Genomic DNA, 22,353 nt, shown 5'->3' on the forward strand with positions numbered 1-22,353 from the left:
GGGCGCGGGTCACTCGGTCTCGCTCGCGATCGCGTTGACCGCGGCGGCGGCGATCGCGCTGCCGCCCCGGCGCCCGCGCACCACCAGGTGCTCCAGGCCCGACGGGTGCGCGGCCAGCGCCTCCTTGGACTCGGCGGCCCCGACGAACCCCACCGGCACCCCGATGACGGCGGCGGGCCGCCCCGCGCCCTCCTCGACCAGCTCCAGCAGCCGGAACAGAGCCGTGGGCGCGTTGCCGACCACGACCACGGAGCCCGCCAGCCGCTCCCGCCACAGCTCCAGCGCGGCGGCGCTGCGCGTGGTGCCCAGCTCGGCGGCGAGCGCGGGCACGGCCGGGTCGGAGAGGGTGCACAGCACCTCGTTGTCCGCGGGCAGCCGGGCACGGGTGATGCCGCTGGCCACCATTCGCACGTCGCACAGGACGGGCGCCCCGGCGCGCAGCGCCTCGCGCGCGCGGGCCACCACGCCGGGCGAGTACGCGATGTCCCGGACGAGGTCGGTCATCCCGCAGGCATGGATCATCCGGACCGCCACCTGGGCGACATCGGCGGGCAGACCGGTCAGGTCCGCCTCGGCGCGGATGGTGGCGAAGGACTGGCGGTAGATGGCCGCGCCGTCCTTCTCGTAGACGTGCCGGGGGGAGCGGGGTGCCGGGGTGTTCTTGTCGCTGGACATCGCGGCGAGCATACCGACGCCGTCCCCCGTCGCCGGACCTAGGTCCAAGGCATGATCGGCGCCCCGGGCCTTCTGCTGTTAGCGTGCAGATGCACATGGTTCGCAATAACACGAAGGGCGTCGGACATGCCGATCTACACGCTGCCTGAACTGCCGTACGACTACTCGGCGCTCGCGCCGGTCATCAGCCCCGAGATCATCGAGCTGCACCACGACAAGCACCACGCGGCCTATGTGAAGGGCGCCAACGACACGCTGGAGCAGCTCGCCGAGGCGCGTGACAAGGAGACCTGGGGCTCGATCAACGGCCTGGAGAAGAACCTGGCCTTCCATCTGTCCGGGCACATCCTGCACTCGATCTACTGGCAGAACATGACGGGCGACGGCGGCGGCGAGCCGCTGGCCCAGGACGGCGTGGGCGAGCTGGCCGACGCGATCACCGAGTCCTTCGGCTCCTTCGCCGGGTTCAAGGCCCAGCTCACCAAGGCCGCGGCCACCACCCAGGGCTCCGGCTGGGGCGTCCTGGCCCACGAACCCCTCAGCGGACGCCTCGTCGTCGAACAGGTCTACGACCACCAGGGCAACGTCGGACAGGGCTCCACCCCCATCCTCGTCTTCGACGCCTGGGAGCACGCCTTCTACCTCCAGTACAAGAACCAGAAGGTCGACTTCATCGACGCCATGTGGGCCGTCGTCAACTGGCAGGACGTCGCCAGGCGCTACGCCGCCGCCAAGGAACGCACCAACGTCCTGCTCCTCGCGCCCTGACCGCACACCCCCGGACCGTCCCCCTGGCGCCCGGCCGGACCGTACGATGTGAGCCGTGCGGCGCGAGCGGTGGCGCGGGCACGCGGGCGGGGACGGCGTACGGGGGTACGGAATGCGGGGGCACATCGAGGTGCCGGGCGGTCTGGTGCTGCGGCCCTGGGAGCTCTTTGACGCCCCGGCGGTGCTGCGGGCCTTCGCCGAGCCGCTGATGGAGCGGCAGGCCGACGCGCCCGTCGGCACGGTCGCCCAGGCCGGGCAGTGGATCGCGCGGCGGCGCGAGCAGGGGGAGCGGGGCACCGCCCACGCCTTCGCCGTCGCCGACCGCGACGGCATGGCGCTGGGCGGGGTCGCGGTCGGCCGTGTCGACGAGCGGCACCGCACCGGCTGGATCTCCTACTGGACCACCTCGGCGGCTCGCGGCCGGGGGGTGGCGACCGGCGGCTGCCGGGCACTGGCCGACTGGTGCTTCGGCGAACTCGGACTCTTCCGCCTGGAGTCGGGGCACCGTGTCGACAACCCGGCCTCCTGCCGGGTGGCGCGCGCCGCGGGCTTTGCCGCCGAGGGCGTCCAGCGGCAGAAGCTCGCCTGGGACGGCGTCCGGCACGACGTGGAGACACACGCCCGGCTGGCGACGGACCCGGACCCGGCCGCGCCGGAGGACGAGACGGTGCGGACGGAACGGCCGGCCTGTGCGGCGCTGTCGGCGTCCACGGCGCAGGTGACACGGCCGGCCCGCCGCCCGGTGTGACCGGTCGGCGGGCCGAGATGACGGCCGTGCTGTCGGCCGTACGGGGTTCCGCCGGGCGGGTCAGCGGCCGATGCGGACGCGGTGCACCTGGTCCTGGCCCTCCGGACCGGCGCCGGACTTGTCGACCACGTAGGCCGTCCCGCGGTCCACGGTCACGTGGTTGGGGTTCGCGCCGGTGGCCAGGGTCTCGACGACGGTGCCCCGGCGGGGGTCGACGACCGTGACGTCGCCGTCCGTACGGTTGGCCACGAGCACCCGGCCGGTGCGCGCGTCGGCCGCGACGGACAGTGCGCCCGCGCCGGTCGGGATGCTCCTGGTGACGGTCTTCCCGCGCAGGTCGACCACCGAGACGCCGCCCGCGGTCTGGTCGGCCGCGTAGGCGGTGCGGCCGTCGGCGGACAGGGCCACGGAGATCGGGCCGTCACCGGCCGGTATGAAGGAGGGGTCCTTCGCGTAGGGGGAGACGGCGATGAGCCGGTCGCCGTTCAGGTCGGCGGCGTACACCGTGCCCGTGCGCTCGTTGACCGCGAGGCCGGTCGGGGCGGCGCCGTCCACCGTGACGCGCTTCTTCTCCTTGAAGGTGCGGGTGTCGAACGCGACCACGCTGCCGTCGCCGAATCCGCTCGCCCAGGCGAGGTCGTGGCGCTCGTCCACGACGATCTCGCGGGCGTGCGCCACGTTCGGGAGGGTGGCCAGGTGCCTGCCGGTGCGCTGGCTGTAGACGGCGACGGAGTTGTCGCGGGTGTTGGTGGTCCAGACGGTGTCGTGCTCGTCGTCCACGGCGACGCCGTAGACCGCCTCGACCGCGCCGGTGGCCGCGTCGGTGACGGGCGGCGTGTAGGCGGCCCGCACGGACAGGGTGCGCGGGTCGACCTTCAGCAGCGCCGAGGAGGTGACCGGCGGGCGGCCGACGGCGGTGGTGGCCCACAGGACGTGGTTCCGCTCGGAGTACGCCGACTGGTACAGGCCCTTGGCGAGGGCGGCCGAGGCGACGGTCGAGCCGTGCCCGGCGTGGGTCGCGTGGGCGGTGTGGGCGGAGGCCGTACCGGCCAGGAGCGGCGCGCTGCCCGCGGCGAGCGCCACGGCGATCGCGGCGGTGCGGCGGATCCGGCGGGTGACTGAGGACATCTTTTCCCACTTCCGTGTTCGGGCGTGTGCGGCACCGCAGGGACCGGTGCCGGAAACAAAGGTTAGCCTAACCTAAGTTGATCAGAGGTCAAGCCGGTCTCCGGTCCGGCCCCGACCGACCGGTTCCCTGAGCGGGAGACAGCGGTAAGGTGAACCTAAGTCGATCAGCCGATCCCTCGTGTCCCCGCACCGGAGCCGCATCGCATGACTGTGACCGCACCGCCCAAGGGCGCCCCGCAGCACCCGCCGCGCCTGGCCCGCCCGAGCGCGCTCCCCCTGCTCGCCGAACCCGCCTGCGCGCTGCCCGGACCGGCCGGCCTGACCCGGTTCTGGGCGGACGTGAGCCGCCGCGGCACCCCGCTGATCGGCCCCGATCCGCTCGGCAGCGCCGACCACCGCGCCGTCACCTTCCTGTGGCGCGGCGGGCCCGGCACCCGCGCGGTCCAGGTCATGCCCAACAAGCTCGGCGACCCGCGCGCCCCGGAGGGCAACGTGATGTGCCGCGCGCCCGGCACCGACGTATGGCACTGGACCGTCCGGCTGCGCACCGACTGGCGCGGCACGTACGACTTCTTCGTCGACGAGGGCGACGGGCCCGCGCCCGGCCACCCGGAGTACTGGCAGTGGCTGCGCCGCAACCGCCGCGCCGACCCGTACAACACCCGTCGGCTGCCCCGCCGCTGGGGCGGTGAGCCGATCGCCTGCGCGGAACTCCCGCACGCGCCGCGCGCGGCCGACTGGCGGCCCCGGCCGGACGTGCCGCGCGGCACGGTGAGCGAGCACCGGGTGCCGAGCCGCCACCTCGGCGACCACCGGCGGGTGTGGCTCTACACGCCGCCGCCCACGGCCGCCGCACCGGCCGAACTCCCCGTCCTGGTCCTGCTGGACGGGGAGCACTGGCACCCGGGCCTCGGCATCGCCCACCTCCTGGACAACCTGATCGCCGACGGCCGCATCCCGCCCGTCGCGGCCCTGCTGCCGGACTCCGTGGACGCCGCCACCCGGTGGGCCGAACTGACCTGCCGCCCGGAGTTCGTGGCCTTCCTGGAGGAGGAGTTGCTGCCCTGGGCCGGGACCCGGCTGCCGCTCACCGCGGACCCCGCCCGCACCGTCGTCGCCGGGCAGAGCCTCGGCGGCCTCACCGCCGCCTACGCGGCCTTCCGCAGCCCGCACCGGTTCGGCAACGTCCTCGCGCAGTCCGGCTCGTTCTGGTGGCCGGACGGCCCCGGGGCCGAGTGGCTGACCGGACAAATCGCCTCCAGCGCACGGCTTCCCGTCCGGTTCCGGCTCTCCTTCGGCGAACAGGAGTGGGTGGCCCTGCCCGCCGCCCGGCGGCTGCGCGAGACCCTGGCCGCCGCGGGCTACGACGACGCCGTCTACCGCGAGTTCAACGGCGGCCACGACTACCTGTGCTGGCGCACCGAACTCTCCGAGGGCCTGACGGCCCTGCTCACCGACCGCTGACTCACCGGCCACTGACCCGGCACGCCCGGGAACCGGAACTCCGGCTCCCGGCCCCCCGGTTCGCACGACGGCCACCCGCAGCGCCGCCGGACGCCCGCCCCGGACCGCCGCCGCGCGCCCCCCGCCGCCCGGCGAACCGATGCACGACAACCGGCCTGCCGGCACGTCCGTGATCCGGCCGCGCACGGGTCCGTCGCGCACCGGCGCCCCATGCGTCGGACCGCCGCCGTGCCCCGGCCGCCCGTCCGCCGAACCGCCGTGCGGGGGCCGGGCGGCGGGGGCGGCCGCGGCACGGCGGTTCGGCCGTGTACCGGTCCGCCGTCCACCGGAGCGCGGGCGCGTGCCCGGCGGCCGGGGCGGCGGTGCGGGGCGGCGGGCACGCGGCCGGGGCCCGGCCGGGGGCCTTGGCGCCGCCGTGTCCCCGGTCGGTCGCCCGTCGGACTGCTCCGCTCCGGGCGCGCGTTCGCGGCCCGGCCGGGTTCCGGGCAGCCGCCGCGCCTCCCCGTCGCCCGTCCGCCGGACCGCTCCGCTCCGGGCGGCGGGGCGGTTCGGCACGGCCGTGCACCGGGTCGTCGTGCCCGTCGCCGGTCCGTCCGGCCACCGCACGGCGGTTGTCCGTCCACCGGCCGGCCGTGGCCGTGCGCCGGTGGGACGAGCGCGGTCCAGCCACGCACCGGCGGGCCACCGGGCCATCGCCACCGGCACACCGCTGGGCCACCGAACGACCGGCCGACCGAGCGGCCGTACGGCCGTGACTCACCGTGCCCGTGTCGACGGCCGCTCCTGATCCGCTCCCGTACCCTCCGCACGGCTGACCGGCAGTGCGCACGCCGCCGCGTGGCCGGGCGGTGCCGCCACGTCCAGGAGCCGCCACCCGGCCACCCGCGCGGGCAGCTCGGCGGTCCCCCGGCGGAACGCCGCGAGGCCGGGGCCCGAGAGTCCCTCTCCGGTGGCCTTCACCATCGCCTCCGTACGGGTCCAGCAGCGCGCGAAGGCGGCCGGCCGGGCCTCGTCGGGCAGGGCGGCCAGCTCCGCGCGGTCGGCGGGGTGCAGCGCCGCCGCCGCGTCGGCCGCGAGCCGTGCCGAGGGCACCCGCTCCACGTCCACGCCGACCGGAGCACCGGCGACCGCGAGCATGGCGACCGGTCCGGTGTGCGACAGCGAGAAGTGCAGCCAGGCGCCGTCCGGACCGGCGAGCGCGGGACGCCCGTGCGGCTCCCTGCAGCCGGGGCACGGCAGCCGGATCAGCGGCACCCGTGCCCCCGGGACGCCCAGATAGACGCCGAGCAGCCGGCGCAGCGCGGCATGGGCGGTCACGTACGCCGCCCGCGCGCCGGGGCGGCGCAGGGCCGCCGCCCTGCGCCGTTCCCCGGCGTCCAGCACGGACAGGGCCGAGGGAGGCGTCTCCCGGACGGGGGAGACGCCGGTCGTGGGGGCCCGCACCAGCCAGGTGTGCGGGCCGTCGGCCGGGTCGGGCAGCGGCATCCGGGGCGGCCAGGTCCAGGTGCGCGGCCGCAGCCGCGGCCCCGCCGCGGGGCCCCCGTTCATGATCCGTCCGCGGCGCTCACGCGGTGATCTCCTTCAGCCGGGCCGACAGCACGGACGCCACCGTGTCGAGGTGGTGCTCGCGCAGCAGCTGCGGATGCGTGCAGTCCAGGTCGTGGTTGTCGAGGGCGCCGCCGATGTGCGGGCGCCACGCCTCCCGGGTCAGCCAGTCCTCGGCGCGCGGCGCCGCCGCGGTGAAGAACAGCAGGTCGCCGTCGAAGTGCCGGTGGTGGTGCTCGCGCATCATGCGCGCGTGGTTGGGCACGATGTCGACGATCCTGGACAGGGTGTGCCCGCTCAGCCCGGCGAGCGGGCTGCCGGCCCGGCGCAGGGTGGCCAGCACGTCCTCGCGGGTCCGCTCGCCCGCCCGCTCGAAGCCCGCCATGCGCAGTACGGCGGTGAGCGCGTCGCCCTCCTCGGGCGCGGGCCGCTCCCGCCACTGCTCGGCGGGGAAGGCGTCGAGCAGCGCCAGCAGGTCCACCCGCTCACCGGCCTCCCGCAGCCGTACGGCCACGGTGTGCGCGAGGACCCCGCCCACCGACCAGCCCAGCAGCCGGTAGGGGCCGTGCGGCTGGACCTCGCGGATCCGCTCGGCGTAGTCCGCCGCCTGCTCCTCCAGGGTGCGCGGCAGCGGGCTGTCGTCGCCGAGCCCGCGCGCCTGGATGCCGTACAGCGGCTGGTCGGGGCCGAGCCGGGCCGCGAGACCCGCGTAGCACCAGGCGAGGCCGCCGGCCGGGTGCACGGCGAACAGCGGGGGCCGCTCGCCGCCGGCACGCAGCGGCAGGACGACGCCGAGCGCGTCGCGGGCGGCCGGTGCGGCACCGTCCAGCCGGGCGGCGAGCGCCGCCGGGGTCGGGGCCTCGAACAGCGAGCCGATGGTCAGCTCGGTGCCGAACTCCTCCCGGACCCGGGCCACCAGGCGCACCGCGAGCAGCGAGGTGCCGCCCAGGTCGAAGAACGTGTCGTCGGGCCCGATCCGCTCCACGCCGAGCACCTCGGCGAAGAGCCGGGTGAGCGCCGCCTCCCGGGCGTCGGCCGGCTCCCGGTCCCGGGACGTCCCGGCGAACACCGGGGCGGGCAGCTCGCGCCGGTCCAGCTTGCCGCTGGGGCTCAGCGGGAAGGCGTCGAGCACGACGACCGCGTTCGGCACCATGTGCTCGGGCAGCGTGCGGCCCACTCCGGTCCGCACCGCCACCGGATCGGCGTCCCCGGTGACGTAGCCGACGAGCAGTTGCTCGCCGGGCCGGTCCTCGCGCACCAGCGCGCACGCCCCGTCCACCCCGTCCTGGGCGGTGAGCGCCGCCTCGATCTCGCCGAGTTCGATGCGCTGGCCGCGCAGCTTGACCTGGTGGTCGGTGCGGCCCAGGTACTCGACCTCGCCCCGGTCCGTCCAGCGGGCCAGGTCGCCGGTGCGGTACATGCGGCCGCCGGGCGGCCCGAACGGGTCGGCGACGAAACGGGCCGCCGTCAGCCCCGGGCGGCCCAGATAGCCGTCGGCCAACTGCCGTCCGGCCAGGAACAGTTCGCCGGGCACCCCGGGCGGGCAGGGCCGCAGCGCCGCGTCCAGGACGTGCAGGCGGGTGTTCCACACCGGCCGCCCGATCGGCACCGGGCCCTCGTCCGCCGGGTCGCAGGCGTGGTGGGTGACGTCGACGGCGGCCTCGGTGGGCCCGTACAGATTGTGCAGTTCCACGCCCGGCAGGACGCGCGCGAAGGCGTGCGCGGTCTCCCGGGGCAGCGCCTCGCCGCTGCAGAACACCCGCCGCAGCGCCGCGCGGCAGTCGCCGGCCCGCGGCCCGGCCAGGAAGACCTGGAGCATGGAGGGCACGAAGTGGCAGGTGGTGACGGCCTGTCCGGCGATCAGCCGGGCCAGCTCCACCGGGTCCTTGTGCACACCGGGACCGGCGACGACCAGGGTGGCGCCCTCGCGCAGCGGCCAGAAGAACTCCCAGACCGACACGTCGAACGACGACGGCGTCTTCTGGAGCACCCGGTCGGCCGGGGTCAGCCCGTAGGCGTGCTGCATCCAGCGCAGCCGGTTGTCGATCGCCCCGTGCGACACCACCACGCCCTTGGGCCGGCCCGTCGAACCGGAGGTGTAGATGACGTACGCCGGATGCGCGGGCGTCAGCGCGCGTGCCGGGGTCACCCACGGCGAGTCCGGCAGGCCGAGCCCGTCCAGGACCACCAGCGGCACGTCCGCCTCGCGCGGCAGCCGTCCGGCGCGGTCGGTGACGGCGCACACCGGCACCGCGTCGCCGAGCATGTACGCCAGCCGCTGCTCCGGGTAGTCCGGGTCCAGCGGCAGACAGGCGGCGCCCGCCTTGACCACCGCGAGCAGGGCGACCACCAGCTCCACCGAACGCGGCACCGACACGGCCACCACGGCTCCCGGCCCGGCGCCCAGCCCCTGGAGGTGGTGCGCCAGCCGGTTGGCCCGTACGTCCAGTTCGGCGTACGTCAGCGAGAGCGTGCCGTCGGTGACGGCGACGGCGTCCGGGGTGCGGGCGGCCTGCGCCTCGATCGGGCCGACCAGTGTGGTCGGCGGGACGGCGCGGGCGGTGCGGTTGAACTCCTCCAGCACGAGCGGGAGTTCGGCGGCTCCGGCGATGCCGAGGGCGGCCGTGGGCGCGTGCGGATCGCACTGCGCGACCTGTTCGAGCAGATGCAGCAGCCGCTCCTGGTGCGTGGCCAGCGCCTCGTCGTCGTACAGGGCCGGGTTGCCGTCGTGGTCGATGGCCAGACCCCGTCCGTCGGCGCGGTCGTAGACGTTGACGGTGAGGTCCTCGACCGGTCCGGCGGACAGGTTGCGGGCGCGGACCGGGGCGCCCGCGAAGTCCACGCCGTAGTCGAACGGCATGACGTTGACCAGCGGACCCACCAGGGCGCGCTGCTCGCCGAGCAGTCCGAGATCGCGCCGGATGTCCTCGTAGCGGTAGCGCTGGTGCCTGCGCACCTCGCGGACGCCGAGCACGACCTGCCGCACCAGCGCGGCGAAGGTGGCGCCCGGCGTGACGGCAAGGCGCAGCGGCAGCACGTTCATCACCATGCCGGGCACGCGCAGCGCGGCCGAGCCCATCCGGCCCATCATGGGCAGACCGAGCACCACGTCGGGCCGTCCGGTCGCCCGCGAGACGTACAGCGCCTGCGCGGCGATCAGCACGTCCGGCCAGGTGGCCCGCAGCCCGGCGGCCTGCTCGCGCAGCCGCTCGGTGGCGGCGGGCGAGAGCCGGGCCCGGCGGCGGCGGAAGGTCCGCGCGGCCAGCGCGCCACGGCCCGCGAGCCGCGGCACCTCCGGACGGTCGGCGAACGCGGCCGTCCAGTACGCGCGGTCCGCGGCGAACGCCTCGGAGGCCCGGTAGGCGGTGTCGTCCCGGACCAGGTCGGCGAGGTGCCCGAACCGCCCCGGCGGCACCTGCCCGCCGCGGGCGAGCGCCGAGTACACCTCGGCGGTGCGGCGCACCAGCAGCGAGTAGCCGAAGCCGTCCATGGCCAGGTGGTGGATGCGCTGGTACCACAGCCAGCGGTGCTCGCCGAGCCGGAACAGGGCGTGCCCGAACAGTTCTCCGGCGGCCAGGTCGCAGGGCTCGGCCAGATCGGCGCGCATCCACGCCTCGGCCTGCCGCGCGGCCTCCTCCATGTCACCGGCGGCGCGCAGATCCCGTACGGTGAGCGGGAGTTCGACCGCGGCGCGGACGTACTGGCGCGGGCCGTGCGGGCCGTCCTCGACGCGGATGCGCAGCGCGTCGCTCTCCGCGACGACCCGCCGCAGCGCCGCCGCGAACAGCTCCGCGTCCAGCGGGCCGTCGATCTCCAGGCACTCGGCGGTGTTCTGGGCGGGGCTGAGCGGGTCCAGCGCCTGCGCGAACCACATGCCCGACTGCGCGGCGGTCAGCGGCAGTTCCCGCTCCCCGGCGCCGGACTCCGCTCCCGCCGGGGCGCCGGGCCCGCCGGTGAGCGTGGTGGTCACGCGACCCCCAGCAGGTCGGCCCAGGCCGAGACGGCGGGCCGCTCGGCGAGGTCGGTGAAGTCGGCCGTGACGGCGTGCTCGCGGCGCCAGCGCTCCAGCAGCGCCATGATGCGCACCGAGTCCAGGCCGTGGTCGAGGAGGTCCTCGTCGACGGGGATGTCCGCCGGGTCCTCGCCGAGGCTGTCGGCGATGTCGTTGCGGATCTGGTCCAGGGTGAGGGCCATGCCGCTCACACCTCCTCGAAGAGCGCGTCGGTGGTGGTCACGACCGCGCAGCGGCCGGCGGCCCAGCGCAGGGCCATCTCGTGGTCGGCGCGGGAGAAGTCGGCGACCGCGTCGGCGACGACGAACGCCTGGATGTCGCGCATCCACGCGTCGCACGCCGTCATCAGCACGCCGATGTGCGCGTACACGCCGACGATCAGCAGCTGGTCGCGCCCCCACCCGCGCATGCGGGCCTCCAGGTCGGTGCGGGCGAACGCGCTGTACTTCCACTTGGTGAGCAGCGTGTCGGCGGGCTCGGGCGCCACGGCGCCGGGCACCGCGAGCGCCTCGGGGTCGTCGGCGACCCCGGGGCCCCAGAAGTCCAGCTGGAGACCGCGCTCCTCGGCGCTCTGCCCGCCGCGCTGGACCGAGTAGACCACCGGCACACCGAGCCCGCGGGCCCGCTTCAGCACCCGGGCGCTGTTGTCCAGCATGCCCGTCAGCGGCTGCGCGCCGGCCGGGAACGCGGACAGGAAGTGCTGCTGGAGGTCGTGCACCAGCAGGACGGCGCGCGCCGGGTCCGCGGACCAGGACACCCGGCCCTCGGGCAGCTCGTCCGCGGTGGGCAGGGGATAGGAGGGGATGGAGGGAAGTGCCATGGGTGGGGCCTCTCAGCGCTGCTCGGCGGTCGACCGCTGGTGCTTCTTGCTGACCTTGCCGATGCCGGTCTGCGGGAAGGTGTCGACGAACTCGACGAGGTCGGGGACCTTGTAGGCGGCGACACCGCGTTCGCGGACGAACCGTTTGACGGCGGCGGGCAGCAGCGGCTCGGCGCCCGCGCGCAGGATCACATAGGCCAGGGTGCGTTCGCCCAGGAACTCGTCCGGCACGGCGACCAGGGACACGTCGTGCACGGACGGATGGCCGAGGATGATGTTCTCGATCTCCTCGGCGGCGACCTTCTCACCGCCCCGGTTGATCTGGTCCTTGGCCCGGCCCTCCACGACGAGGTGCCCGCTCGGCGTGCGGCGCACGATGTCACCGGTGCGGTAGAAGCCGTCCTCGGTGAACGCGGTGCGGTTGTGGTCGGGCGCCCGCCAGTAGCCGCGGATCGTGTACGGGCCGCGGGTGAGGAGATGCCCGAAGGCGCCCTCGGGCACCTCTCGTCCCTCGTCGTCGGCGATCCGGATCTCGTCGTCGGGGGAGATGGGCCGCCCCTGCGTGGTGACGACCGTCTCCGGGTCGTCGTCCAGCCGGGTGTAGTTGACCAGGCCCTCGGCCATGCCGAAGACCTGCATCAGCCGGCAGCCGAGCGCGGGTTCCAGCCGGCGGGCCGCCTGCTCGCTGTACTTGGCGCCGCCGACCAGGACCAGTTCCAGGCTCGACAGGTCGTACGCGCTCGCGGGCGCGGCGTCGGTCCACACCAGGGCCAGCGGCGGCACCAGGCCGGTCATGGTGATCCGCTCCCGCTCGATCAGCGGGAAGGCGGTGCCCGGGTCGGGCGCCGGGCACAGCACGGCCGTGCCGCCCGCGTACAGCACGCCGAGCCAGCCCGGCGAACTCATCGGGAAGTTGTGGGCGGCGGGCAGCACCACGAGGAAGCGGGTGTCCGCGTCGACGCCGCAGATCTCGTTGGAGCCGCGCAGCGAGTAGAGGTAGTCGTCGTGGGTGCGCGGGATCAGCTTGGACACCCCGGTCGTCCCGCCGGACAGCTGGAGGAACGCCAGCTCGTGCGGGCGCGGGCCCTCGGGCTCGGCGGCCGGCTCGCACGGGACGTCGGCCAGCGGGGTGTGCGCGCCCGCCTCGCCCGCCACGAACACATGCCTGAGGCCGGGCGTGCGCTCCTGGATCCGGGTCGCCAGCTCCCGGTGGTCGAAGCCGCCGTGCACGTCCGGGATCACATAGGCGACGGCCTCGGAGAAGGAGCAGAAGTGCGCGATCTCCGACTCCCGGTGCGCCGGCAGCGCGTACACCGGCAGCGCGCCGATCCGGAACAGCGCGAAGACGACCTCCACGAACTCGCCCCGGTTGGGCAGGTGGACCACCACGCGGTCGCCGCGGCCGATGCCGCGCGCCGTGAACCCGGCGGCCAGCCGGTCGGCGGCCCGGTCCAGTTCGCGGTAGGTCCAGGTGCGGCGCTCGGGTGCCGGGTCGACGAGGGCGACCCGGTCGGGGTGGGCGGCGGCCCGCTGGCGCAGCATGCCGCCGAAGGTCTCGCCGCGCCAGTACCCGGCCGCCCGGTAGCGCGCGGCGAACTCCTCGGGCCAGGTGGGCGCGTCGAGTCCCGGGGTGAGGGCGGAGCCGGTCACAGCGCGGCCCCCACGGCGTCCAGGAAGGTGCGGAACTTCGCGGCGGTCTCCGCCGTCTCGGCCTGCGGCGAGGAGTCCGCGACCACGCCCGCGCCCGCGAACAGCCGCAGCGTACGGCCCTCGGCCTCGGCGCAGCGGATGGTCACGACCCACTCGCCGTCGCCGTCCGCGTCCTGCCAGCCGACCATGCCGGTGTACGCGCCCCGGTCGAAGGGCTCGGACGCGGCGATGACCGCGCGGGCGGCGTCGGTGGGCGACCCGCACACCGCCGGGGTCGGGTGCAGCGCGCAGGCCAGGTCGAGCGCGGTGACGGCCGGGTCGGTGACCTCGCCGGTGACCGTGGTCGACAGGTGCCACATGGCCGCCGTCCGTACCAGCGTGGGCCGTTCGGGCACCTGGAGCCGCCCGCACAGCGGTTCCAGGGCGCGCCGGACGGCGTCCACGACGACGGCGTGCTCGTGCAGGTCCTTCGGCGACTCCAGCAGCGCCACCGCCCGGCGTACGTCCTCGGCGAGGTCGGCGCTGCGCGGCGCGGAGCCGGCCAGCGGGTTGGCGGTCAGCAGGGCGCCCCGGCGGGCGACGAGGAGTTCCGGGCTGGCCCCGACCAGGGTGCGGCCGCCGCCGCCGGGCAGCGCGAAGGTGTAGCCGGCGGGGTCGCGGCGGGCCAGCCGGTTGAGCATGGCGGGCAGGTCCGGCTCGTGCGCAGCGGTGAGTTCCAGGGTGCGGGCGAGGACGACCTTGTCGAACTCGCCGTCCCGCATCCGCCGTACCGCCGCGGCCACGGCCGCCGCGTACTCCTCGGGCGCGGGCCGCTCGCGCACCCGCCAGCCGGCGCCGTCGGCCGGCTCGGGCGCGGGCAGCGCGACGAGCGGGTCGTGGCGCAGCGCGGGCGCGCGGCGCACCGACTCGGGCACGGCGAGCGCGAGCGGGCCGTCCGGGGCGAACGGCACCGAGCCGAGGACCAGCGGGGCGGGCTCGCCCGGCCGCCGCAGGGAGTGCAGGAGTTCACCCACCCGGCCGGGCAACGGTTCGCTGCCGTGCGGTACTTCGGCGGCCGTGCCGGTGCCGAGGAGGGTGCGGTGCGGAGTGGCGAGGAAGCGGTCGGATCCGGCCCGGTAGGCGTCGAGCAGGGCGACCGCCGCCCCGGGAGCGGGGTCGGCGGGCGCGGACTCCACGGCGTCGAGGCCGGGTTCGCGCAGGGAGGCAGTCATGGGGGCTCCAGGCAGTGGGGGCACCACGGAGGATGCGGGCGGTGCCGGTGCGTCAGGCGACGAGGGTGGCGCCGCCGTCGACGTACAGGTCGTGCAGGGTGATGTGGCGGGCGCGGTCGGAGACGAGGAAGGCCACGGCGTCGGCCACGTCGGACGGTTCGGCGACGCGGCCGAGCGGTATGCCGGTGCGGTACGTGGCGAGGTCGCCCTCGATGACGGCGCGCCGGCCGCGTTCGGCGCCCTCGGGGGAGTCGGCCCACATGGCGCGCTGCATGTCGGTGAGGGTGGAGCCGGGGGAGACGGTGTTGCAGCGCACCCCGCGGCCCGCGACCTCCAGGCCCAGGCACTTGGTGAACATCACCGCCGCCGCCTTGGAGGCGGCGTAGGCGGCCATGCCGCTGCGCGGGACGCCGGCCGCGTTGGAGGCGACGGTGACGATGCTGCCCCGGCCACGGACGGTCATCCGGCGGGCGACGGCCCGTGAGACATGCATCACGCCATGGGTGTTGACGGCGAACACGGCCGCCCAGTCGGCGTCGTCGAGGTCCACCACGGGCGCGCCCCGCAGGACCCCGGCGACGTTGACCGCGATGTCCAGCGGACCGAGCGTGTCCTCGGCCTCGGCGACGAGCCGGTCCACGGCGGCGGCGTCGGTGACGTCCAGGGCGCGGGCGGTCACCCGCTCCGGCGCGGCGGCGGCCGTGGCCCGCACCGCGTCGGCGTCCACGTCGGTGGCGAGCACGCGGGCGCCCTGCTCGGCGAGCGCGCTCACCACGGCCGCGCCGATGCCCCGGCCCGCCCCCGTCACGAGGGCGAGCCGGCCCGCCAGTTCCGGTCCGGCGCTCACTTGACCATGGCCTTACGGATGTCGCCGAGCACGGAGTCGGCGGCCTCGGCACCGCCCAGGCTGGTCCACTTGGAGCCGTCGATCAGCGTGGCGTGGCCCTCGCGCACGGAGTTCAGCTCGCGGTAGGCGGGCTTCTTCTGCAACTGGTCCAGCAGGCCCTTGTCCGGGCCGGCCGACGACAGCGTGCCGATGAACAGCCAGTCGCCGTCGATCTCCTTGAGGTTCTCGTCGCTCAGCGGCGTCGAGTGGCCCTGGCCCTTCTCGTTCTGGATGCCGGGGCGCTTGAAGCCGAGGTCCTTGAGGACGTCGCTGATGAAGACGCCCTGCTGCATGACGGCGGTGCCCTTGGCGGAGTAGCGGGCCACCGAGACCGTGGCGCCGGCCTCGGCGCCGAGGTCCTTCTTCAGCGCGGCGGCCTTGGTGTCGTAGTCGGCCAGGAACTTCTTGGCCGCGTCGGCCTTGCCGAGCACCTGACCGGTGAGCTCCAGCGACTTCTTCCAGCTCTTGGTGTTGTCGATGGTGACCACGGTGGGGGCGATCTTGCGCAGTTGGGCGAGCACCTGCGCGTCGGCGGTCTGCCCGGCGAGGATCACGTCGGGCTTGGCCTGGACGACCTTCTCGATGTCCGGGCCGGTGACCGCGCCGACCACCGGGATGCCCTGGGCCTGCTGGGCCAGGTACTCGGGGGCGCCCTTCTGGCCGCGGCCCGCGCTCAGACCGACCGGCTTGACGCCGAGGGCCAGCGCGGAGTCGAGGTCCATCTCGCTGAGCGCCACGACCCGTTCGGGCGTCTTCGGGATCTCCACCTTGGTGCCGGACGCGTCCGTGACCGAGGTCCGCCCCCCGCCACTTGTGCCGGCGGCACCGCTCTTGGGAGAGTCGTCCTCCGAGGAACCACAGGCACTGAGGACGACCCCACAGGCGATGGCGAGGGCCACCGCCGCGGTACGGCGGGAGAGGCGGGAAGGGATACGGGTCGACGGCATCATGGCCTGAAATCTCCGTTGTTCGACTGTCGTGTGCCCGAGGACGGGAGTCGCACTCCGGCGTGCGGTACGTCGTGAAGGCGTCGTGAAGGCGTGCGGATCGGGGCACATCCGGACATACGGATGCACGAGCGCCCCGCCACCTGGGCGGATACCTGCTTAGGTTAGGCTAACCATATGTTGATGCGGAGAGGGTGGTCCATACGGTTCGGATCCGGCCACCGGAACGAACACCCGGCCGGAGAACGTCCCGTCGCCCCCGTGGCCGCCGTCCTTCTCGTCCTGCTGCTGGCCCTGTGCGTGGCGTCGCTGCTCATCGGCACCGGCTCCAGCTCGCCGGGCCGCGCCTGGGACTACCTCCTGGGCGACCGTACCGCCCGCGCCGATCCCCAACTCCGCCTGGCCGTCGTGGACGTACGGCTGCCGCGCACCCTGGCGGCCGTTCTCGTCGGCGTCTGCCTGGGCACCGCGGGCTGCCTGCTCCAGGCCGCCACCCGCAATCCGCTCGCCGAGACCGGACTGCTCGGCGTCAACTCCGGTGCCGCCTTCGCCGTCGTCGTCGGACTCACCTTCTTCGGCGCCTCCTCGGCGACCGCCCTGCTGGTGTGGGCGCTGCTCGGCGGCATGGCCGCCAGCGCCGTCGTCCTGCTGCTGGCGGCCGGCGGACGCGCGGCCGGCTCCCCGCTGCGCCTGGTCCTGGCCGGCTCCGCGCTCGGCGCCACCTTCCACGGCCTCACCTCCTACGTCCTGCTGGGCACACAGTCCACCTTCGACGTCTACCGCTACTGGACGATCGGCTCGCTCGCCGGGGTGCGCACCGCCGACCTGCTGCCGCTGCTGCCCCTGGCCGCCGCCGGTGTACTGGTCGCCTTCGGCTGCGCCCGGCCGCTGGCCGCGCTCGGCCTCGGCGACGACAGCGCCCGCTCGCTCGGCCACCACCCCGGCCGGATCCGCCTGGTGGTCGCGGCGGCCGTCTCCCTGCTGGCCGGCTGCGCGGTCGCCGTCGCCGGGCCGATCGCCTTCCTCGGCCTGCTCGCCCCCTACGCCGCCCGCGCCCTGGCCGGAGCCCGCATGGCCGCCCAACTCCTGCTGTCGGCACTCGTCGCCGCCGATGTGATGATCGTCGCCGACCTGCTCGCCCGGGTGGTCATCCGCCCCTGGGAGACCCCGGTGAGCGTCCTGCTCGCCTTCGTCGGCGGACCCCTGCTCGTCTGGATCGCCCGCTCCTCCCGCCTCTCCACCGCCGGAGCCGCCTCATGACCGCCTCGCCCGCCCTCCCACCGGACCGCGCGGCGGGGGGCGGTGAGGCGCTGGAGGCTCCGGAGGGCGCGGGGGCCGCCGGGCCCGCGACGGCGGTGCACGGTGGAGTGACGTCCTCCGCCCGGGAGACCGGTCCCGCCCCCGCGGACGGCGACGCGGGCGCGCCCGGCCCGCCCGCCGCCCGCATCGCCCCGCCGGACAGCGTCGTGCTGCGCGCCGGCACGCTCTCCTGGCTCTTCCCGCGCCGCAGCGCCCTCGCCGCCGCGCTGCTCCTGCCGCTTCTCGCCCTGCTCATCGCGCTGGCGGTGATGGCCAGTTCGACCGGGATGAGCCTGCACGACACCGTGTCCGGACTGCTCGGGAACGGCGACCCCGGCACGGTCATGATCGTGCGGGACTTCCGGCTGCCGCGCGTCTTCGTCGGCCTCATGGTCGGCGCCGCCCTCGGCGTCGCCGGCTGCCTCACCCAGACCCTGGCCGGGAACCGGCTCGCCACCCCCGACCTGATCGGCGTCAACGAGGGCGCCACCGCGGCGGTCGTGGCCTCCGCCGCCGGATCCTCCACCGGCATGGTCGGCGACTGGTGGCTCGGCCCGGTCGGCGCCGTCGCCGCCGCCGTCCTCGTCGTGCTGTGCGCGGGCGGCGCGGGCAGTGCCGGCTACCGCCTCCTCGTCGTCGGGATCGGCGTGTCCACCGTGGTCGGCGCGGTCGGCGACCTCGTCATGTCCCGGGAGAACGACAACACGGCGGGCGGCGTGTTCCTCTGGGCGGTCGGCAGCCTCAACGGCCGCGACTGGCACGTGGGGACACCGCTGCTGATCGCGCTGCTGTTCCTGCTGCCGCTCGCGCTCGCCGCCGGGCACCGGCTGCAACTGCTGCGCTTCGACGACGACACGGCCGCCTGCCTCGGCGTCGACCTGCGCCGGTTGCGCGCCGCCGCGCTCGCGCTCGCCGTCGCCCTGGCCGGACTCGCCGTCGGCGTCGGCGGCCCCATCGCCTTCGTCGCGCTCGCCTCACCGATCCTCGCCGGACGCCTGAGCGGCCCCACCCGGGTGCCGGTGCTGGGCTCCGCGCTGGTCGGCGCGGCCCTCATCACCGCGGCCGACGCCCTGGGCCGCGTCATCGCCCCCGTCGAACTGCCCGTCGGCGTCGTCACCAGTGTCCTCGGCGGCCCCTTCCTCCTGTGGGCCCTCTTCCGTACGGACTCGACCACCGGAAAGGCATGACCACCCCCATGACCGACGCCCACCCCGGCCTGCACGTGTCCGGCCTGCACGCCGGATACCCCGGCCGTCCCGTCGTCCGGGACGTCGAACTGACCGTCCCCGCCGGGCAGGTGGCCGCGATCGTCGGCCCCAACGGCTGCGGCAAGTCCACCCTGCTGCGCACCATCGCCCGGCTGCACCGGCCCAGCGCGGGCAGCGTGCACGCCGACGGCGCCGACATCTGGCGGCTGACCCAGCGCCAGGCCGCGCACCGGGTGGCCCTGCTGCCCCAGTCGCCGCGCGCCCCGGAGGCCGTCACCGTCGCCGGGCTCGTCCGCTACGGCCGCCACCCGCACCAGGGGCTGCTGCGCCAGTGGTCCCGGGACGACGAACGGGCCGTACGCGACGCGCTGGAGGCCACCGGCACCACCGGCCTCGCGGGCGAACGCCTCGACCGCCTCTCCGGCGGCCAGCGCCAGCGCTGCTGGCTCGCCATGGTGCTCGCCCAGCACACCCCGGTCGTGCTGCTCGACGAGCCCACCAGCGCCCTCGACCTCGGCCATGTCGTCGACGTCCTCGAACTGGTCCGCGAGGTGGCGGCGGCCGGCCGGACCGTCGTCATGGTCCAGCACGACCTGGCCTCCGCCGCGCGCTACGCCGACACCCTGATCGCCATGCACGACGGCCGGGTCGTCGCCCAGGGCCCGCCCCACGAGACGGTGGACGAGGCGCTGGTCAAGGAGCTGTACCAGGTGGAGGCCGACATCCTGCGCGCACCCGGCGACGCCGCGCCCGTCGTCGTCCCGCGCGCCCGCCCCTGACGTCCCGGACCACCCGGAACGAACAGCGGAGCGGGGGCGGACGGCGGCTCGCACGATGTCCGTGTGAGCCCTGTACGCGCCCCCTTCCGTACGGCGAGAATGCGCCGTGCCGGACGGGTGGACGGCCGAAACCCGACCGCCCTCCGCCCGTCCCGCCCGTCCCCGACAGGAAAGCAGGTCTGCCGCTGTGCTGTTGCGTCTGCCCACCTCCGTGTCCGAAGCGCGGGAATGCGTGGCCGAAGGGATCGTCCCGATAGGCGGTGCCACCCTGCTGTGGGCCACCTGGCAGCGGGACGGCTTCCCCGAACAGGCCATGTCCCTGCGCGAGTTGCCCGAGGCCAACGTCATCGGCCGGGAGACGCTCGGCGCCGCGGTGGTGCTGCACCGGATGGACGACCGCGTACCCGAGGTGCTGCGCGCGGCCGCCGCCACGATAGGCACCGGGGCCGTGCGCCGGACGGCGTCGGTCGGCGGCAACCTCGTGGGCAGCAGCCTGCGGTGCCTGCTGCCCGCCGCCCTGGTCCTGCGGGCCCGCGCGACGGTCCTGGACGCCGACGGGGTCCAGGAGACCGGTCTGGCGGAGGCGATGGAGGCCAAGGGGTCCGTCCTGCTCTCCCTGCGCTGGAACGCACCCGTCGCGAGCGCCTACCGCAAGCTGCCCGGCGCCGCGGGCGGCCCGCCGCCCCTGGTCGTCGCCTCCGCGCTGCACACCGACGGCGCCGGACACCACCAGCTCCATGTCGCCGTCCGCGACGGCTACGACGTACGCGACGCCGGTGCCGACTGCGGCACCGGTGCCGCGACCGCCCTGGACGCGCTGCGCGCCACGGCCGCCTTCGGCGACCTGCCCGCCGAAGCGTGGGACCTCGTCCACGAGCAGACCACCCGCCTCCTCGGCGACGCCGGCCTCCCGTAGCCGGGACCCGATCGCACGGCGCGCGCGGCGGCGACGGACCGCCCCGCTCTGCCTCGCCCTCCGCTGCCGCCGCCGCGTCCCGCCGGACGACGGCGCACCGCGGCCGGGTCGCGTCCCGGCCGGGCCCCGGCCGAGGGCGGCGCCCCGCCGAGGCGACGGCCCGGCCCGCCGCGAGACGCCGCCCTGACACGGGCTGCGGGAGACGCCCGCGGCCGGGACCCGCCCCTCACCGGGCCGCCGGCCCCGCGCGAGCCGCCCCGCGTCACCGCGCGCACGATCACGGACGGTCCGAGCCGCCCCCGGCGGCCGGGAGCCGTGGCTTCTCCGCCGCGCCCCGACCGCCTCCCCGGCCGCCGCCGGCCGCCGCGCCCCGAACGGCTCCCCGGTCAGCACCCCACCGGTTCCCCGACCTGCCACCCCGCCGCCGACCCCGCCTCCGCCGGGCGCTACCGTCCCGCAGGGGAGCTGTACCGAAACGTCCCCCACTGGGTGGAGAAGACCGGTGGGTGACGGCAACAGATGGGTCCGATGGACCCGATGGACCCGATGGACCGGATGGACCCGATGGGTCCGATAGGCCGATGGGCGAGGAGAGCCGATGGGTGTGAGCGCCGACGCGATGACCGGCCCGGCACTGGCCGCGGGCGGCCCCGCCGCACCGACCGTGGGCCGGCTGCTGACCTCGTGGCAGCCGGACGTCCCCGCGCTGGTGCTGGTGGCGGTCCTGGGCGGCCTGTACGGCTGGGGCGTGCTGCGGCTGCGCCGCGCCGGCCGGTCCTGGCCGGTCGCCCGCCTCGCCGCGTTCGTGGTGCTCGGGCTGGGCGCGCTGGTGGTGGCCACGATGTCGGCGCTGGCCGTCTACGACCACGCCCTGTTCTGGCCGGCCGCGGTGCAGAACGTCCTGCTCGACCTGCTCGCGCCGCTCGGCCTCGCCCTCGGCGACCCGCTGCGGCTGGCCGTCGAGGCGCTGCCCGGCGAGCGGGCGGCGCGGCTCCGGCGGGCGGTCACCGGCCCGGTGGTGCGCGTGCTGACCTTCCCGCTGGTCAGCACGGTGCTGGTGCTCACCACGGAACTGGTCGTCTACTTCACGCCGTACTTCGCCACCGCCCTGCGTGTGGGCTGGCTGCACGAGCTGATGTATCTGCACCTGCTGGCGGCCGGGTGCCTGTTCGTGGTGCCGGTGCTCACCCGCGAACAGGCGCTGCCCGCCTGGTGCTCGCACCCGGTGCGCGCGGCGCTGGTCTTCCTGGACGGGCTGGTGGACGCGGTGCCGGGCGTCGTGGTGATGACCCACGGCACCCTGATCGCGGGCGCCTGGTACCTGCACCACGCCCCCGCCTGGGCCCCGGACGTCCACCGCGACCAGCAGATCGGCGGGGGCGCCATGCTCAGCATCGCCGAACTGGTCGCCCTGCCCTTCCTGCTGGCCGTCCTGGCGCAGTGGGCCCGCGCCGAGCGCCTGCGCAACGCGGTGCTCGACCGGCGGCTCGACGCGGCAGCGGCGAGTGAGGCGGTGGCGAGTGCCGCGGTGGACCCGGCCGCGCCGTCCGAGGCGCTGCCGGTGCCGGACGCCGAGCGTGTACGCCCCTGGTGGGAGACCGAGGACAACGAGGTCGCCGCCCGGCTCCGCCGCCAGCACGGCACACCCTGAACCCCTGCCCTGGACCGGCCGCCGGTCATCCGCCGGACAGGGACCCCACCGCCGCCGTGGCCAGGCGCACCGCCCGTTCGGTGACCGCCTCGAAGTCGTCGCCCGCCTCGACGGCCGTGGTCGCCGCGTTGACGAACCCCTGCAACAGGCGCGCGGTGACGCGCGGGGCGTCGTCGCCGAGCGCGGTGAGCGCGGCGACCAGCGGCTGGAGGATCTCCGCGTGCGCCTCGGCGGCGCCCTCCCGGAGCACCGCGGCGTCCCGGTCGGCGGCCAGCGCCTGGGCGATCCGGTGCTCGCCGTCCCGCACCAGCGCCAGTTGCGCCCGCACATAGGCCGCCACCTGCTCCTCGGGCGAGCGCGCGTGCGCCATCTCCGCCCGGATCCGCGCCGTCCAGCGGGGTGCCGTCTCGCACACCACCGCGGCGAGCAGCTCGCGGCGGTCGGCGAAGTACTTGTAGACGCTGTTGCGGGCCAGGCCCGTGCGCGCGGCCACCGCCGCGAACGTCACGGCGGCCGCGTCGCCCTCCTGGAGCAGTTCGCGCGCGGCGGCGACCAGGGCCGAGCACTGCTGGGCCCGGTGGTCGGCGACGGAGGCGGCACGGATCTTGGGCACGGACGCCAGTGTAGGAGCCCGCGCCCCGCCGCC

General features: G+C 75.7%; 18 protein-coding genes and 1 pseudogene. 8 read left to right on the top strand and 11 right to left on the bottom strand.

What is annotated here, in order from left to right; genetic code table 11:
* Positions 1–9: 9 nt before the first annotated feature.
* A complete protein-coding gene (locus tag A8713_RS28955) occupies positions 10–675 on the bottom strand; it encodes a precorrin-8X methylmutase (RefSeq protein WP_064537775.1) in 666 nt (221 codons plus the stop codon).
* Between the two features lie 126 nt (positions 676–801).
* Here A8713_RS28955 and A8713_RS28960 point away from each other — a divergent pair, with 126 nt between their 5' ends.
* The gene (locus A8713_RS28960) at positions 802–1,443 is read left to right on the top strand and encodes a superoxide dismutase (RefSeq protein WP_064536683.1); all 642 of its coding nucleotides are present in this window, start codon (positions 802–804) and stop codon (positions 1,441–1,443) included.
* 112 nt (positions 1,444–1,555) lie between these two features.
* Positions 1,556–2,083: pseudogene (locus tag A8713_RS28965) on the top strand (GNAT family N-acetyltransferase); the annotation flags it as partial.
* Positions 2,084–2,251: 168 nt separating this feature from the next.
* Here the strand turns inward: A8713_RS28965 and A8713_RS28970 are convergent.
* Positions 2,252–3,319, bottom strand: a complete 1,068-nt coding sequence (locus tag A8713_RS28970) for a YncE family protein (protein WP_064536694.1) — start codon at positions 3,317–3,319, stop codon at positions 2,252–2,254.
* 204 nt (positions 3,320–3,523) lie between these two features.
* Here A8713_RS28970 and fes point away from each other — a divergent pair, with 204 nt between their 5' ends.
* Positions 3,524–4,783, top strand: coding sequence for an enterochelin esterase (fes, locus tag A8713_RS28975; RefSeq protein WP_064536696.1), 1,260 nt, complete (start codon positions 3,524–3,526; stop codon positions 4,781–4,783).
* Positions 4,784–5,539: 756 nt separating this feature from the next.
* On the opposite strand, the gene A8713_RS28980 is transcribed toward fes, so the two are convergent.
* From A8713_RS28980 to A8713_RS29015, 8 genes are read right to left on the bottom strand one after another with little or no spacing between them, the layout of a single operon-like run.
* Positions 5,540–6,331, bottom strand: coding sequence for a 4'-phosphopantetheinyl transferase family protein (locus tag A8713_RS28980; RefSeq protein ID WP_237305481.1), 792 nt, complete (start codon positions 6,329–6,331; stop codon positions 5,540–5,542).
* A gap of 16 nt (positions 6,332–6,347) precedes the next feature.
* On the bottom strand, positions 6,348–10,298 hold the full coding sequence (locus tag A8713_RS28985; protein WP_064536697.1) for a non-ribosomal peptide synthetase: 3,951 nt from the start codon (positions 10,296–10,298) through the stop codon (positions 6,348–6,350).
* Entirely contained in the window at positions 10,295–10,522 is a 228-nt protein-coding gene (locus A8713_RS28990) for a phosphopantetheine-binding protein (protein WP_064536698.1), read from the bottom strand. The genes A8713_RS28985 and A8713_RS28990 overlap by 4 nt, the downstream gene beginning before the upstream one ends.
* Before the next feature lie 5 nt (positions 10,523–10,527).
* Positions 10,528–11,160, bottom strand: coding sequence for an isochorismatase family protein (locus A8713_RS28995; protein ID WP_064536700.1), 633 nt, complete (start codon positions 11,158–11,160; stop codon positions 10,528–10,530).
* A 12-nt stretch (positions 11,161–11,172) separates the two neighbouring features.
* Positions 11,173–12,810, bottom strand: a complete 1,638-nt coding sequence (locus tag A8713_RS29000) for a (2,3-dihydroxybenzoyl)adenylate synthase (protein ID WP_064536702.1) — start codon at positions 12,808–12,810, stop codon at positions 11,173–11,175.
* The gene (locus A8713_RS29005; RefSeq protein WP_064536704.1) at positions 12,807–14,021 is read right to left on the bottom strand and encodes an isochorismate synthase; all 1,215 of its coding nucleotides are present in this window, start codon (positions 14,019–14,021) and stop codon (positions 12,807–12,809) included. Before A8713_RS29005 ends, A8713_RS29000 begins: the two co-directional genes overlap by 4 nt.
* Positions 14,022–14,073: 52 nt before the next feature.
* The gene (locus A8713_RS29010) at positions 14,074–14,868 is read right to left on the bottom strand and encodes a 2,3-dihydro-2,3-dihydroxybenzoate dehydrogenase (RefSeq protein WP_064536706.1); all 795 of its coding nucleotides are present in this window, start codon (positions 14,866–14,868) and stop codon (positions 14,074–14,076) included.
* Positions 14,865–15,857: an ABC transporter substrate-binding protein gene (locus A8713_RS29015; RefSeq protein WP_443069753.1), complete on the bottom strand. Its 993-nt coding sequence runs from the start codon at positions 15,855–15,857 to the stop codon at positions 14,865–14,867. Before A8713_RS29015 ends, A8713_RS29010 begins: the two co-directional genes overlap by 4 nt.
* Positions 15,858–16,115: 258 nt before the next feature.
* On the opposite strand from A8713_RS29015, the gene A8713_RS29020 reads away from it, so the two are divergent.
* The 5 genes from A8713_RS29020 (at position 16,116) to A8713_RS29040 (ending at position 21,707) form a co-directional block, all read left to right on the top strand.
* The gene (locus tag A8713_RS29020) at positions 16,116–17,114 is read left to right on the top strand and encodes a FecCD family ABC transporter permease (RefSeq protein WP_064536708.1); all 999 of its coding nucleotides are present in this window, start codon (positions 16,116–16,118) and stop codon (positions 17,112–17,114) included.
* A complete protein-coding gene (locus A8713_RS29025; protein ID WP_237305482.1) occupies positions 17,111–18,340 on the top strand; it encodes a FecCD family ABC transporter permease in 1,230 nt (409 codons plus the stop codon). Before A8713_RS29020 ends, A8713_RS29025 begins: the two co-directional genes overlap by 4 nt.
* Positions 18,337–19,140: an ABC transporter ATP-binding protein gene (locus A8713_RS29030; RefSeq protein ID WP_107440727.1), complete on the top strand. Its 804-nt coding sequence runs from the start codon at positions 18,337–18,339 to the stop codon at positions 19,138–19,140. Before A8713_RS29025 ends, A8713_RS29030 begins: the two co-directional genes overlap by 4 nt.
* Positions 19,141–19,327: 187 nt before the next feature.
* Positions 19,328–20,056: an FAD binding domain-containing protein gene (locus A8713_RS29035; RefSeq protein WP_064536710.1), complete on the top strand. Its 729-nt coding sequence runs from the start codon at positions 19,328–19,330 to the stop codon at positions 20,054–20,056.
* Positions 20,057–20,654: 598 nt separating this feature from the next.
* Positions 20,655–21,707, top strand: a complete 1,053-nt coding sequence (locus A8713_RS29040; RefSeq protein WP_237305483.1) for a cytochrome c oxidase assembly protein — start codon at positions 20,655–20,657, stop codon at positions 21,705–21,707.
* A 25-nt stretch (positions 21,708–21,732) separates the two neighbouring features.
* Here A8713_RS29040 and A8713_RS29045 read toward each other — a convergent pair whose 3' ends face one another.
* Entirely contained in the window at positions 21,733–22,320 is a 588-nt protein-coding gene (locus tag A8713_RS29045) for a TetR/AcrR family transcriptional regulator (protein ID WP_064536712.1), read from the bottom strand.
* Positions 22,321–22,353: the final 33 nt, after the last annotated feature.

It is taken from the genome of Streptomyces sp. SAT1 (assembly GCF_001654495.1).
GTDB lineage: Bacteria > Actinomycetota > Actinomycetes > Streptomycetales > Streptomycetaceae > Streptomyces > Streptomyces andamanensis.